At 56.8% G+C, this 13679-nt stretch carries 16 protein-coding genes and 2 tRNA genes; 11 read left to right on the top strand and 7 right to left on the bottom strand.

The window, feature by feature from the left end:
- Positions 1 to 23: 23 nt before the first annotated feature.
- Positions 24 to 659 carry an HTH-type transcriptional regulator RutR gene (rutR, locus tag GVJ63_RS00925; protein WP_003849991.1) on the bottom strand — a complete coding sequence of 212 codons (636 nt, stop codon included), beginning with the start codon at positions 657 to 659 and terminating at the stop codon, positions 24 to 26.
- Between the two features lie 306 nt (positions 660 to 965).
- Between rutR and rutA the strand changes: the two genes are divergently transcribed.
- The 6 genes from rutA to rutG are packed head-to-tail and all read left to right on the top strand — an operon-like array spanning position 966 to position 5905.
- Positions 966 to 2057 (top strand): pyrimidine utilization protein A, encoded by a 1092-nt coding sequence (gene rutA, locus GVJ63_RS00920; protein WP_010669800.1) that lies wholly within the window; start codon positions 966 to 968, stop codon positions 2055 to 2057.
- Entirely contained in the window at positions 2057 to 2770 is a 714-nt protein-coding gene (rutB, locus tag GVJ63_RS00915; RefSeq protein ID WP_010246624.1) for a pyrimidine utilization protein B, read from the top strand. Before rutA ends, rutB begins: the two co-directional genes overlap by 1 nt.
- Before the next feature lie 20 nt (positions 2771 to 2790).
- Positions 2791 to 3186, top strand: coding sequence for a pyrimidine utilization protein C (gene rutC, locus GVJ63_RS00910; protein WP_033766884.1), 396 nt, complete (start codon positions 2791 to 2793; stop codon positions 3184 to 3186).
- Positions 3186 to 3995: a pyrimidine utilization protein D gene (rutD, locus tag GVJ63_RS00905; RefSeq protein WP_159226296.1), complete on the top strand. Its 810-nt coding sequence runs from the start codon at positions 3186 to 3188 to the stop codon at positions 3993 to 3995. The genes rutC and rutD overlap by 1 nt, the downstream gene beginning before the upstream one ends.
- A gap of 19 nt (positions 3996 to 4014) precedes the next feature.
- On the top strand, positions 4015 to 4530 hold the full coding sequence (gene rutF, locus GVJ63_RS00900) for an NADH-dependent FMN reductase RutF (protein WP_029518970.1): 516 nt from the start codon (positions 4015 to 4017) through the stop codon (positions 4528 to 4530).
- Positions 4531 to 4576: 46 nt separating this feature from the next.
- A complete protein-coding gene (gene rutG / locus GVJ63_RS00895) occupies positions 4577 to 5905 on the top strand; it encodes a pyrimidine utilization transport protein G (protein WP_010669797.1) in 1329 nt (442 codons plus the stop codon).
- A 4-nt stretch (positions 5906 to 5909) separates the two neighbouring features.
- On the opposite strand, the gene GVJ63_RS00890 is transcribed toward rutG, so the two are convergent.
- Together GVJ63_RS00890 and GVJ63_RS00885 are read right to left on the bottom strand one after the other, a co-directional pair.
- Complete coding sequence (locus tag GVJ63_RS00890; RefSeq protein ID WP_124889835.1) at positions 5910 to 6824, bottom strand: DMT family transporter; 915 nt, start codon at positions 6822 to 6824, stop codon at positions 5910 to 5912.
- Between the two features lie 96 nt (positions 6825 to 6920).
- Positions 6921 to 7094: a general stress protein gene (locus GVJ63_RS00885; RefSeq protein ID WP_010246636.1), complete on the bottom strand. Its 174-nt coding sequence runs from the start codon at positions 7092 to 7094 to the stop codon at positions 6921 to 6923.
- A 300-nt stretch (positions 7095 to 7394) separates the two neighbouring features.
- On the opposite strand from GVJ63_RS00885, the gene wrbA reads away from it, so the two are divergent.
- The 3 genes from wrbA to GVJ63_RS00870 are packed head-to-tail and all read left to right on the top strand — an operon-like array spanning position 7395 to position 9672.
- The gene (gene wrbA, locus GVJ63_RS00880) at positions 7395 to 7994 is read left to right on the top strand and encodes an NAD(P)H:quinone oxidoreductase (RefSeq protein WP_022625914.1); all 600 of its coding nucleotides are present in this window, start codon (positions 7395 to 7397) and stop codon (positions 7992 to 7994) included.
- Positions 7995 to 8014: 20 nt separating this feature from the next.
- The gene (locus GVJ63_RS00875; protein WP_010669794.1) at positions 8015 to 8245 is read left to right on the top strand and encodes a YccJ family protein; all 231 of its coding nucleotides are present in this window, start codon (positions 8015 to 8017) and stop codon (positions 8243 to 8245) included.
- A gap of 53 nt (positions 8246 to 8298) precedes the next feature.
- Complete coding sequence (locus tag GVJ63_RS00870) at positions 8299 to 9672, top strand: NAD-dependent succinate-semialdehyde dehydrogenase (RefSeq protein WP_159226295.1); 1374 nt, start codon at positions 8299 to 8301, stop codon at positions 9670 to 9672.
- 65 nt (positions 9673 to 9737) lie between these two features.
- On the opposite strand, the gene agp is transcribed toward GVJ63_RS00870, so the two are convergent.
- From agp to GVJ63_RS00855, 3 genes are all read right to left on the bottom strand, one after another.
- Positions 9738 to 11516, bottom strand: a complete 1779-nt coding sequence (gene agp / locus GVJ63_RS00865; RefSeq protein ID WP_159226294.1) for a bifunctional glucose-1-phosphatase/inositol phosphatase — start codon at positions 11514 to 11516, stop codon at positions 9738 to 9740.
- Between the two features lie 271 nt (positions 11517 to 11787).
- A tRNA-Ser gene (locus tag GVJ63_RS00860) sits at positions 11788 to 11875 on the bottom strand.
- 67 nt (positions 11876 to 11942) lie between these two features.
- Positions 11943 to 12030, bottom strand: a tRNA-Ser gene (locus GVJ63_RS00855).
- Positions 12031 to 12250: 220 nt separating this feature from the next.
- On the opposite strand from GVJ63_RS00855, the gene yccA reads away from it, so the two are divergent.
- Both yccA and GVJ63_RS00845 read left to right on the top strand, forming a co-directional pair.
- Complete coding sequence (yccA, locus tag GVJ63_RS00850) at positions 12251 to 12904, top strand: FtsH protease modulator YccA (protein ID WP_003850014.1); 654 nt, start codon at positions 12251 to 12253, stop codon at positions 12902 to 12904.
- Between the two features lie 104 nt (positions 12905 to 13008).
- On the top strand, positions 13009 to 13335 hold the full coding sequence (locus tag GVJ63_RS00845) for a TusE/DsrC/DsvC family sulfur relay protein (RefSeq protein WP_010669791.1): 327 nt from the start codon (positions 13009 to 13011) through the stop codon (positions 13333 to 13335).
- Here the strand turns inward: GVJ63_RS00845 and yccX are convergent, their stop codons facing one another.
- Positions 13336 to 13614, bottom strand: coding sequence for an acylphosphatase (gene yccX, locus GVJ63_RS00840; RefSeq protein WP_010246647.1), 279 nt, complete (start codon positions 13612 to 13614; stop codon positions 13336 to 13338).
- Positions 13615 to 13679: the final 65 nt, after the last annotated feature.

Here is a 13679-nt window from a genome sequence, read left to right as displayed (position 1 = left end):
CTGAACCGTGGATGTATCCTGAATTAGCGTACGCGAATCCCTTCGATGATCATGCGCTGCACATTATCAACAGCCTGATCGAAAAACGCCGGATCGCTCAGCGTCTGGCCGGTAACGGCCTCAACCTGAGTGGCAAAATCGGCGTAATGCTGCGTGGTGGCCCACAGCATAAAGATCAGATGCTGCGGCTGTACGCCCGCCAGACGTCCTTCATCAATCCAGCGTTCAATAATTGCCGCTTTGTCATCCACCAGCTGCTTAAGATCGCCTGCCAGCTCTCCTTTCAGAAGCGGAGCACCCTGCAACATCTCCAGACAGAAGAGCCGGGAAGCCTGAGGATGATCGCGCGACACTTCCAGCTTCAGCCGGATGTAGCGACGAATCGCGACCAATGGATCCTGATCGTGCGCCAGCGCGCGCAACGGTGCCAGCCAGACATCCAGAATCTGCTTAAGCACTGCCACATACAGCACTTCTTTAGAGGGAAAATAGTAGAGCAGATTGGTTTTAGAGACATCGGCCAGCTCGGCCACCTTATCGAGGCTGGTGCCGTGAATGCCAAACTGTGAGAAGAAGGTTAATGCCGCTTCCAGTATGGCGGCCCGCTTCGCTGCGACCGCACGCGAACGTCGCGTTGGCTTTTTTTCATCGGTATTCACACGTTTACCTCATCCTTCTGGTGTCAGCGCATCATAGCAAAGGGATTCATCGCTGCCCAATCCGCGCTCTGCACCTTTTTTGCTCAGCCTGCATGGAAAACGTGCAGCGAATTTTGACCAGACGGTCTGAAATGGACCAGTTACTCCACTTACCTCTTTCGGGTTAATTTTAACTCACTGTTATCTAAAAGAATAAAAAAAGTGGCACACAGTTTGCAGAATTGTGACTGAGCGCGGCCCACATGGACGATGCAGGATGCAGTGCAGCGCGTGAAACACCTTTCCCCCATCGCAACGAGGTTTCACATGAAGATAGGCGTCTTTATTCCGATTGGTAACAATGGCTGGCTGATTTCGTCCAATGCGCCGCAGTACATGCCGACCTTTGAACTGAACAAAGCGATCGTGCTGAAAGCAGAGCATTACCATTTCGATTTTGCGCTCTCGATGATCAAACTGCGCGGCTTCGGCGGAAAAACCGAGTTCTGGGATCATAATCTCGAATCGTTCACCCTGATGGCAGGCCTGGCCGCCGTGACATCACGCATTGAGATCTACGCCACCGCCGCCACCCTGACGCTGCCTCCGGCGATTGTGGCGCGCATGGCGTCCACCATCGATTCCATTTCAGGCGGTCGCTTTGGCGTCAACCTGGTGACCGGCTGGCAGAAACCGGAATATGAACAGATGGGAATGTGGCCTGGCGATGAGTACTTCAGCAGCCGCTACGCTTATCTGACCGAATACGTTACCGTGCTGCGCGACCTGTGGGGCACCGGAAAATCGGACTTTAAAGGTGAGTTCTTCACCATGAACGACTGCCGGGTGAGTCCGCAACCGCAGCGCCCGATGAAGGTGATCTGCGCCGGACAGAGCGATGCCGGTATGGCCTTCTCTGCTCAGCACGCCGATTACAACTTCTGCTTTGGTAAAGGTGTTAACACGCCTGCCGCGTTCAGCTCTACCTCGATTCGCATGAAGCAGGCCGCTGAAAAAGCGGGCCGCGATGTCGGCTCCTATGTGCTGTTTATGATCATCGCTGCTGAAACGGACGAAGAAGCGCGGGCGAAGTGGGAACACTACAAAGCCGGTGCGGATGAAGAGGCGCTCTCCTGGCTCACCACTCAGAGTCAGCAGGACACCAAATCGGGCAGCGACACCAATGTGCGCCAGATGGCGGATCCGACCTCGGCAGTCAATATCAATATGGGCACCCTGGTGGGGTCGTATGCCAGCGTGGCGCGGATGCTGGATGAGGTTGCGCAGGTCGAAGGCACCCACGGCGTGCTGCTGACGTTTGATGACTTCCTGCAGGGTATCGAGAACTTCGGGCAGCACATTCAGCCGCTGATGGCCTGTCGCAGCGCCCTGCTCGACGCACAGCAGGAGGTGGCATGATGGCTACCGTTTATTGTGCTCACACGCCGGATGTTCCCCAGGTTGAACTGCCGGCGCGGCCAGAGCCGATCGCCTTTCCGCCTGGCCAGACCGCGCTGATTGTCGTGGATATGCAGAACGCCTACGCCACTGAAGGCGGCTATCTCGATCTGGCGGGCTTCGATGTTTCCGCCACCAAGCCGGTGATTGCGAAAATCCATCAGGCGGTGACGGCGGCCCGTGCGGCAGGCGTTCAGATCATCTGGTTCCAGAACGGCTGGGACAGTGACTATGTAGAAGCGGGCGACGCCGGTTCCCCCAATTTCCACAAATCGAATGCCCTGAAAACCATGCGTAAACGGCCTGAACTGCAGGGGTCGCTGCTGTCGAAAGGCGGCTGGGATTACGCGCTGGTCGATGAACTGGTGCCACAGCCCGGTGACATCGTGCTGCCGAAATCGCGTTACAGCGGCTTCTATAACACCCCGCTCGACAGCATGCTGCGCAGCCGCGGGATCCGTCATCTGATGTTTACCGGCATCGCCACCAACGTCTGCGTTGAATCGACGCTGCGCGACGGCTTCTTTCTGGAGTACTTCGGCGTGGTGCTGGAAGACGCCACTTATCAGGCCGGCCCGCCCTTTGCTCAGCAGGCAGCCCTGTTCAATATCGAAACCTTTTTTGGCTGGGTATCGGATGTCGATACCTTCTGCGAAAGCCTGAATGCCCGCTAATCCACGATAAGGACGACGCTATGCCGAAAAGTATTATTGTTCCGCCAGGCACCACCACCCCCATCGCCCCGTTCGTTCCCGGCACGCTGGCGGATGGTGTGGTCTATGTCTCGGGTACGCTGCCGTTTGATGCTGACAACAACGTGGTGCATGTGGGTGATGCCGCAGCGCAGACCCGCCACGTGCTGGAAACCATTAAAAAGGTGATTGAGACCGCCGGTGGCAGCATGACCGATGTGACGTTTAATTCGATTTTTATCACCGACTGGTCGAACTACGCCGCGGTGAATCAGGTTTATGCCGAGTTCTTTCCCGGCGAAAAACCGGCGCGCTTCTGTATTCAGTGCGGTCTGGTCAAGCCTGATGCGCTGATTGAGATCGCCAGCGTGGCGCACATCGGCAAAGCGGAGGTCTGATGCAGCTGGATATTCTGGGTCTGCAAAATCCCGATGCACCGACACTGGTGCTCTCATCCGGTCTGGGCGGCGTGGCGGGTTTCTGGCAGCCGCAGCTGGCCGCGCTAACGGCACGCTATCGGGTGGTGACCTATGACCAGCGCGGCACCGGTCGCAGCGCTGACAGCCTGCCGGAAGGCTACAGCATGGCGATGATGGCGTCAGAACTGGCCGCCGCGCTGGCGCAGCACGGCATCCTGCGCTTCAGCCTGATCGGGCACGCGCTGGGCGGTCTGATGGGGATGCAGCTGGCGCTGGATTATCCGGATCGGATCGAACGGATCGCGGTGATCAATGGCTGGCTGACGCTGCATCCCCATACCCGTCGTTGCTTTCAGGTACGTCAGGACCTGCTGCTCAACGTCGGCGTCGAGGCATTTGTCCGCGCTCAGCCGCTGTTTCTCTATCCTGCGGAGTGGATGGCACAGCATCAGACACGGCTGGATCAGGAAGATAGCCATCACGTCGCACATTTTCAGGGGATGGAAAATCTGATGCGCCGGCTGCACGCCCTGATGAGCGCCGACTTTAGCGCGCGGGCTGCTGCCATTCCACAACCGGTGCTGGTGATTGCCAGCCAGGACGATCTGCTGGTGCCGTGGAGCTGCTCAACTGAGCTGGCCGCGGCCCTGCCCAATGCGACTGAACAGATGATGGCCTGGGGCGGCCACGCCATGAGCGTCACCGTCCCCGAAAACTTTAATGCCCTGCTGCTGCAGTGGCTGGATCAGACTGATGACGTGCAGCCGCTGCAGCGCGTCGTCGGATAACTTTTTCGCGGAGAACACGATGAGCCTGGATACCCTTACCCCTGCCGTTGAGAAAACTGAGTTTCGTAATGCGATGTCGCGGCTGGGTGCTGCGGTCAACATCATCACCACTGAAGGCCCGGCCGGACGCGCAGGCTTTACGGCCTCGGCGGTGTGCAGCGTCACGGATTCGCCGCCGACGCTGCTGGTCTGCCTTAACCGCTCTGCCTCGGTTTACCCGGTGTTCCGCGAAAACATGCAGCTCTGCGTCAATACGCTGGCGGCGGGCCATGAAACGCTCTCCAATCTGTTCGGCGGCAAAACGCCAATGGCTGATCGTTTTATTGCCGCTGAGTGGTCAACGGCCGTGACCGGCTCGCCGGTGCTGAGCGGCGCCGTCGCGTCCTTTGACTGCCGCATTACTCAGATTGTCAGCGTCGGTACGCATGACACGCTGTTCTGCGAAGTCGTGGGATTAGTGCGCAATGATGACACCCACGGTCTGGCGTGGTTTGACCGGGGATACCATCCCCTGTTGCGGCAGGATGCCTGTTAACGCTTCCCTGAATCCCACCGGCATTCATAACGCTCTGGAGTAGACGATGGCACGATCCTGGTTTCCGCAATGGCAAAAGAAGTCGGCATTAACAGAAAACGGTATTATCGCCCCGGATGAGACCCTGCCTCTGGGGCAGACGCTGGTGCTGGGTTTACAGCACGCGGTGGCGATGTTTGGCGCAACGGTGCTGATGCCCCTGCTGATGGGGCTGGATCCCAATCTGGCCATTCTGGTCTCGGGTATAGGCACGCTGCTGTTCTTCTTTATCACCGGCGGTCGGGTGCCCAGCTATCTCGGGTCGAGCGCTGCCTTTGTCGGCGTGGTCATTGCGGTAACCGGCTTCAGCGGTCAGGGGCTGAATCCCAATCTCAGCGTGGCGCTGGGCGGCGTGATCGCCTGCGGCCTGCTCTACACGCTGATTGGTCTGGTGGTGATGAAGTCCGGCACGCGCTGGATTGAAAATCTGATGCCGCCGGTCGTGACCGGTGCAGTGGTGATGGCTATCGGGCTGAATCTGGCCCCGATTGCGGTTCACAGCGTCTCCGCCTCGTCGTTCGACAGCTGGGTTGCGGTAATGACCGTACTCTGCATTGGTCTGGTAGCGGTATTTACCCACGGGATGATTCAGCGACTGCTGATTCTGGTCGGCCTGATTCTGGCCTGGGCGATCTATGCGCTGCTGACCAACGGTCTGGGGCTGGGTAAGCCGGTCGATTTTACCCTGCTGTCACAGGCTGCCTGGTTTGGTCTGCCGCACACCACTGCACCCACCTTTGATCTGCAGGCGATGGTGCTTATCGCCCCGGTGGCGATCATTCTGGTGGCTGAAAACCTCGGGCATCTGAAAGCGGTGGCGGGTATGACCGGACGCAATCTCGATCCTTACATGGGACGCGCTTTTGTTGGCGATGGCCTGGCCACCATGCTCTCCGGCTCGATCGGCGGCAGTGGCGTCACCACCTATGCCGAAAATATCGGGGTGATGGCGGTGACCAAAGTCTACTCTACGCTGGCGTTTGTCGCCGCGGCGGTCATCGCCATCCTCGCCGGTTTCTCGCCGAAGTTTGGTGCGCTGATCCACACTATTCCGGCACCGGTGATTGGCGGCGCATCCATTGTGGTGTTCGGGCTGATTGCGGTAGCGGGTGCCCGCATCTGGGTACAGAACCATGTTGATTTAGGCCAGAACAGTAACCTGATCATGGTGGCGACCACACTGGTGCTCGGTGCCGGTGATTTCGCGCTGAAAATCGGTTCTTTCACGCTGGGGGGTATCGGTACCGCCACCTTTGGCGCGATTATCCTCAATGCGATTCTGCGCCGACGCAGTGCGGCAAAGCAGGACAAGCCACTGGCGCGACAGCAGGGTTAACGACCTACTCCAGCGGTGTGGCAGCAGGCTGCACCGCTTTATTTCGTTTCAGCCGCAGCTCACTGACGATCACCCCGCAGACGATCAGCGCGCCGCCCAGCAACGCCAGCGCAGGCAGGCGCTCACCCGCAATACGCCCCACGACGCCGGCCCAGACCGGTTCCCCGGCATAAATCACCGTGGCGCGGGTCGGCGAAACGCTGCGTTGCGCCCAGTTCATGGTGACCTGAATCAGGGCGCTGGCCGCACCCAGCCCCAGCGCGCTGAGCAGCAGCGGCGTTGAGATGGCAGGCACCGTTTCCCCATTGGGGATCATCAGACCAAAGGCGCACAGCGACGCCACCGCCAGCTGGATCAGGGTCACACGGCGCACATCGACCTTACCGGCATAGCGGCTGATTAAGATGATTTCGGCAGCGATCGCCAGAGTACTGATCAGCGTCGCTATTTCACCCGCATTCAGAGTGATGCGACCATCCTGCGGCCCGGCCACCAGCAGCAGGCCGGTAAACGCCAGTACAATCCCCAGCCACGACATCAATCCCGGCGGACGGCGCAGAAACAGCCATTGCAGCAACGGCACGACAGGGACATAGAGCGCGGTAAGAAAGGCGGACTGACTGCTGGAGATGGTCTGCATTCCCCACGTCTGAAGACCATAGCCCCCGGCGATCGACAGGCCAATCAGCGCCCCCGCTTTCACCTCCAGCCAGGTCATGCCTGCCAGATAACGGCGGAAAAAGAGCGCCAGCAGCAGCGCGGCGGTGGCAAAACGCAGGCCGACAAAGAAAAACGGGCCGGAGTGCTGCATCGCACGATGCACCACCAGAAAGGTGCCGCCCCAGATCATGGTTATGAAAAGTAATACCAGCTCCTGCCGCGTCAGGCGCAGGGTTAAACCGCGGAGTGTGTCCGACATAATTCACCTGATAATGTGTCCGGACAATATTGTGGGGAGAGCGAGGGGGAAAAGCAACGACGTTAACCGCCGGTCTCAACCGGCGGCAGTGTGGGGTTATGCGTCCGGTTTTTTAGGACTGCTGCGTCCCCCTTTCTCCCCGGCACGCGCGGCGCGCTGCGGATCGTTTTTAAAATTACCGCCGCTGTTTTTTCCCCCTTTACGTCCCGCTTCTGCGGCACGTTCACGGTTTTCAGCAAAATTTCCAGAACCCCCACGATGTGTTGTCATGATTTGCTCCTGTCGCGTAGTGCGATAATTAAGAATTAAAAACAGAGGGCTGACGGCCCGAAACCCGAGCTCAGCCCATGTTTAAATAATAGCCAGATTATCCTTTCACTCGTCCGCCAGTCACATTTAGCAACAGAGTAATCACCAGAAATTTGGCTAAACAACGAACACTCTGCCGACTTACAACCGATTAGCTGCTGATTTATTGCCCGACTCCTCCGCTTCGTCTTCGGCATCGCCTGCGTAAAACGAAAGCTCTTCTATACTTTTTCTGGACGTCAAAACCACCTGGAGAGATCAATGGCTAAGATTCTGGTGCTCTACTACTCGATGTACGGACATATTGAAACAATGGCGAACGCGGTTGCAGAAGGCGCTCGTCGGGTTCCCGGCGCGGAAGTGGATATCCTGCGGGTACCAGAAACAATGGAGGCCGATCGCTTTGCACAGGTGGGTGGCAAAACCGATCAGCAGGCAGCAGAAGCCACGCCTGAGGTGCTGCCGCACTATGACGCGATTATCGTCGGTACCCCGACCCGCTTCGGCAACATGGCCGGACAGATGCGGACATTCTGGGATCGCACCGGCGGACTCTGGGCGTCAGGCGCGCTGTTTGGCAAGGTTGCCAGCGTCTTTACCTCAACCGGCACCGGCGGCGGTCAGGAACAGACCATCACGTCTGTCTGGACCACCCTGGCGCATCACGGCATGGTGATTGTGCCAATCGGCTACGGAACCAAAGAGTTGTTCGATATTTCACAGGTTCGCGGTGGAACGCCTTATGGAGCCACCACCCTGGCGGGCGGCGATGGTTCGCGTCAGCCTACCGAAGCGGAACTGAATATCGCCCGTTTTCAGGGCGAACATGTTGCCGGACTGACCGTCAAACTGCAGGACTGATTTAATCAAAGGAGAAAAGTATGTCTACTGAACAATCGAAAGCACATCACGTTGGCGAATGGGCAAGTCTGCGTCATACCTCCCCTGAAATTGCCGAGGCCATTTTCGAAGTGGCTAACTACGATGAAAAACTGGCAGAAGAGATCTGGCGTCAGCAAGGCAGTGATGACGTGCTGATTCGCGCCTTTGAAAAAACCGATAAAGATCTCCTGACCTGGGATGACAAGCCCGTAGAACGTAAGAACGTCTGATTCAGGGGCGGGACTTTCCCGCCCTCAATTTTTAGCTCACCAAGGAGTACGCTATGTCTTCCTATCAAAGCATTAATCCCGCAAACAACCAGTTGCTGAAAAGCTGGCCGTCACACGATGAAGCCGCCGTCAGCCATGCCCTCGAAGTGGCCGATCGCCTTTTCCATTCTTCATGGAGCAAAGGTGATATTCAGCCGCGTCTGCAGGTACTGAAAAAACTGGCTGACCTGATTGATAGCCGCGCGGAAGAACTGGCCACCATCGCCAGTAAAGAGATGGGTAAACTGATTGGTCAGAGCCGCGGAGAAGTGAAAATCTGCTCGCAGATTGCCCGCTACTACGCAGAGAATGCGGAACGTATTCTGCAGCCGCAGTCCTATCCCAGCGATCTGGGCGAAGCCTGGGTTGAGTATCACCCGATTGGCGTTTTAGTCGCCGTCGAGCCGTGGAACTTCCCTTACTATCAGCTGATGCGCGTGCTGGCACCTAATCTGGCGCTGGGTAACCCGGTGCTGGCAAAACATGCCAATATCGTGCCGCACTGTGCCGATGTCTTTGAGAAGCTGGTTCGTGAAGCGGGTGCGCCTGAAGGGGCCTGGACTAACCTGTTCATCTCCACCGATCAGGTCGCCGATCTGATTGCTGACGACCGGGTGCAGGGTGTCGCCCTGACCGGATCCGAGCGCGCGGGCAGCGCCGTGGCTGAGCAGGCCGGTAAGCATCTTAAGAAATCGACGCTGGAGCTGGGTGGCAATGACGTGTTTGTGGTGCTGGATGATGCCGATCTCGACGAAGCGGTACGTCAGGGCGTGCAGGCTCGCCTCAGCAACTGCGGACAGGTCTGTACCGCCGCAAAACGTTTTATTTTGCATGAGAAGATTGCCGATCGCTTTATCAACCAGTTCAGCGCTGCACTGAGTTCCGCTACGCTGGGCGATCCGCTGGATGAGCAGACTACGCTTGGCCCGCTCTCCTCCGCTGACGCGCGTGACCGCCTGGTGAAACAGGTAGACGAAGCCGTCGCCAATGGCGCAAAACTGGTCACGGGCGGCAAAGCCGTTGAAGGTGCAGGTTGCTACTATCAGCCAACCATTCTCACTGGCATTACCCCGGATAATCCCGCCTATTATCAGGAGTTCTTCGGTCCGGTCGCGCAGGTTTATGTCATAGGTGACGATCAGGCGGCTGTGGCGCTGGCGAACGACTCTCACTATGGTCTGGGCGGCTCGGTCTGGACACGCGATATTGCACGCGGTCGTAAACTGGCCTCCGCCATTGAAACCGGCATGGTGTTTATCAACTCCCAGAGCGACACCTCAGCGGAGCTGCCCTTTGGTGGCGTGAAACGTTCAGGTTATGGTCGTGAGCTATCTGATCTGGGCATCAAAGAGTTTGCTAACCAGAAACTGGTGGTCGTGGCGGGTTAACCGCCTTGCAGCCATAAAAAAACCCCGTCTCGACGGGGTTTTTTATTATCAGCGGGATAGCACGATTACTGTGTTGCCACAGCTGCTGACTTTGATTCGTCGTTGTGCGCTGTTGCAGGCGTGTTCGAGGCGTTAGCCTGGTCAGCCGCACCTTTATCGGCACTGGCTGATTTCGCTGCCGCGTTGTCCGCTTTCGCTTTCTCAGCGGCGGCTTTATCCGCTGCTGCCTTGTCCGCTTTTGCCTTCTCAGCGGCGTCTTTATCGGCTGCTGCCTTGTCCGCTTTTGCCTTCTCAGCGGCGTCTTTATCGGCTGCTGCCTTGTCCGCTTTTGCCTTCTCGGCTGCAGCTTTATCGGCTGCTGCCTTGTCCGCTTTTGCTTTTTCAGCGGCGGCTTTATCGGCTTCAGACTTCTCAGCGGCGGCTTTATCGGCTTCAGACTTCTCAGCGGCAGCTTTATCGGCGTCAGCCTTCTCTTTCGCCGCGGTCGCTTTATCCGCTTCAGCCTTATCAGCAGCAGCGTCATTGGTCGCTGCGGCTTTCGCACTGTCGTCGTCAGACTGGGCTGCCGGTTGTGGTGCCGCCGCTGGCTGCATTGGCGTGCCCTGCAGCGCAGCATTCAGCACCTGAGAGAACTGATCCCAGCTGCAATAGCCGTTTGCATCGGTCTCACAACTCGCCAGTTGCAGCGTAACGCGCTTCGGTGGGTTCTTCAGGCTCAGCACGTCTGCGTTGCGCAGCTGATCGGCGCTCTGATAGACATACTCAACTTTGAGCAGGTCTTTATCATTTTTGGCATCATGCCAGCGTTCGAAAACAACCTGACCGCCAATCGGCGTTTTTTCGAAGGTATCAGGCAGTTCATAAGGCTTGACCTGCAACGCGCTCAGCAGCGAGGCGATGTTTGAGTCATGGCCTACCATCAGCGTAATTTTTGGCGCGTTGGCTTTGTCCTGGTCCACTAACTGACTGCGGATGTAGTCCACCAGCGGTGCCGCCACTTCACGGGAAATGTCCGGGCTGGTAAACAGCGCATCCTGGTAACCATTTTTAATCGCTGACAGCTCTTTCCACTGCTCAGGCGTTTTGATCTGGCCCCAAGCAACCTGATCCAGCGGGAAACCTTCGTAATATTGCAGCGTGAACGCATCCATCAGGGAATTCCCCGTTTTCAGCGGGCCACTGACATTCGGTTCTTTACCATTTTCAGCGCTGAAGGTGTTCTGACCACTGCTGAGATCGCACTGCTTTTTATTGTTGCAGGCAGGCGATGCTTTGTAGTCGACAATCTTTTCCAGGCGCTGGAAGGCAGGCTTCAGCGACAGTTTTTCATTTGCAGCGGCCATCTCAGCCAGCGCTTTCTTATTGAATGCTTCACTGCCATCTGTGATAACCGGATTGAAGATAGGATCCATGGAACCCATTTCATCCTGATGAGAGACCGCGACGTCACAGCCCGGGAAGGCGCCATTAACAAAGAACTGGGCGGTGGCCACAGTGCGCTGCAGGCTGTTGGCGTAAACAAAGACGTTATTGCTGTCAGGACAGCTGCCGTTCTTTACCAGGCCCTGCTGTGCCAGCCACTGACGGGTGTAGTTACCCATGTAGACTTCCAGCACACCACCTTTCGTGGTCAGCTGTCCGCCGGGAACATCCCACTGCGGCCAGCTCTTTTTGGTCGACTGCGCCAGCACGCTGCCATTATCAGCCAGCGGTGCACGCAGATTGTGACGACTTAACATCAGCACCTGTTGCAGCTGCATATCACCCTCAGCAGCAAATGCTACCGTTCCGACCGGCAATGCAGCGAGCACTGACAATGCGCAAAGACTCAGTTTCTTGATCATTGTGCCTATTCCATTCATTCAGTAAAGAAACACTCTGGCTATCAACCCATTAGCTCGCCTCAGAGCGATGTAATCAACAGTGTAACTCAGCTCGCCTCAGAAAAGCGCCAGATGTTTGCAAAAACGGTGAGTGGACTATAGCAGAGATGTACCGGAGAGATGAATGCGCAGCCACGCGTCACAGAGAGTGGCATGCTTTTTTCAGACAGGAAGAAGTTACAGAGAGAGCAGAAACGAAACAGGCCAGCACTGCGTGCTGGCCTGTAAAATGTGGCGGAGGAGGAGAGATTCGAACTCTCGGATGGTTTCCCATCGGCGGTTTTCAAGACCGCTGCCTTAAGCCGCTCGGCCACCCCTCCGTTTTGAAACTGTACTGCATTGGCAAAACATCTATTTTTGCCGCTTTATTGCCCAGGGCAGATAAAGTGGCGGAGGAGGAGAGATTCGAACTCTCGGATGGTTTCCCATCGGCGGTTTTCAAGACCGCTGCCTTAAGCCGCTCGGCCACCCCTCCGCAATGACGCGCACTATAAACACCCCGTTTAGGGATGTAAAGCACCTATCTGTCTATTCGCCTGAAAAACAGCCAGATTGTGATTTTTCGGTGTCAAAATCGCCACTCTGCTCAAACAATTAGCAGTTTAGCGCGTAAAGAAGGGTAAAACGCCTTTTCCCTCTTTAATGGCCTGCGTATTCTCGGCACATATTTGGTGTTCTGCTTAAAGGAGCGCAACATGGAAAGAATTGTCACCTCATCGCAGTCCTCACTGCTGTCTACGCACAGAGTTCTGCGCAATACCTATTTTCTTCTCGGACTGACCCTGGCCTTCTCGGCCGTTACGGCTACCGCCAGCACCCTGCTAGCCCTGCCTGCGCCGGGTTTAATCCTGATGCTGGTTGGCTTCTATGGCTTAATGTTTTTAACCTACCGTCTGGCTAACAGCCCGATGGGCATCCTGGCCGCTTTTGCCTTTACCGGCTTCCTGGGTTATTGCCTGGGGCCTATCCTGAGCTCATTCTTAACCGCAGGCATGGGTGACGTGATAGCGCTGGCGCTGGGCGGCACGGCGCTGGTGTTCTTCTGCTGTTCGGCCTACGTGCTGACCACCCGTCGTGATATGTCCTTCCTCGGCGGCATGATGATGGCAGGTTTCGTTGTGTTGCTGGTTGCTGTGGTAGCCAACATCTTCCTGCAGCTGCCTGCATTGCATCTGGCCATCAGCGCCCTGTTCATTCTGTTTTCAGCCGGTGCGATTTTGTGGGAAACCAGCAACATCATTCACGGTGGCGAAACCAACTACATCCGGGCGACGGTCAGCCTCTATGTTTCGCTCTATAACATCTTTGTCAGCCTGCTGAGCCTGCTGGGGTTTGCCCGCAGTAACTAATCCGCAGTGACAGTAGCCTGTAAAACCCCGCTTCGGCGGGGTTTTTGCTTTTACTGCCCGCCAGGTTTGATAAACTGCGCCGTCATTTACTAAGAGGATGTCACGTGAATTTTAACGGTAACGAAATCGCCGTCGATGCCGAAGGCTATCTGAAGCATCCCGGCGACTGGAGTGAAGCACTGGCTGTCCACATCGCTGAGCAGGAAGGCCTGACCCTGACTGAAGCACACTGGGAAGTGGTCCATTTTGTGCGCGCCTTTTATCTGGAATATAACACCTCACCCGCCGTGCGAATGCTGGTGAAGGCGATGGCGCAGAAATATGGCGAAGAGAAAGGCAATAGCCGCTATCTGTTCCGCCTGTTCCCTGAAGGGCCGGCTAAACAGGCGACGAAAATCGCCGGCCTGCCTAAACCGGCGAAATGTCTGTAATTAACCGGTCGTAAAATCGCGGGGTGGCTCTGCGGGCTGGTGCGGCTCTACCAGCACCTTTTCAACGCGCGCGCTGCGTGGCCCGCCCGCTTTAAGCCAGGCGATCAGCGCATCGACCTGCTCCGCCTCACCCCAGGCCAGCACCTCGACACTGCCGTCATCCAGATTTCGCGCATAGCCCAGTACGCCCAGCGTCCTGGCTTCTGCCTGAGTACTGTAACGAAACCCGACGCCCTGGACGCGGCCATGAACCCATGCTTTAAAACAGGCTGCTGACATTATTCTCTCCTGCTGCTGTTCGTTGCAATTTCCCGTTATCCACCGGACAATGGCGCCTCATTTTT

The sequence above is a fragment of the Pantoea sp. 18059 genome, from assembly GCF_902706165.1.
In the GTDB taxonomy this organism is placed as follows: domain Bacteria; phylum Pseudomonadota; class Gammaproteobacteria; order Enterobacterales; family Enterobacteriaceae; genus Pantoea; species Pantoea agglomerans.
The sequence above is the reverse complement of the archived record's forward strand: the minus strand, read 5'-3'. Positions and strand labels throughout refer to the sequence as shown.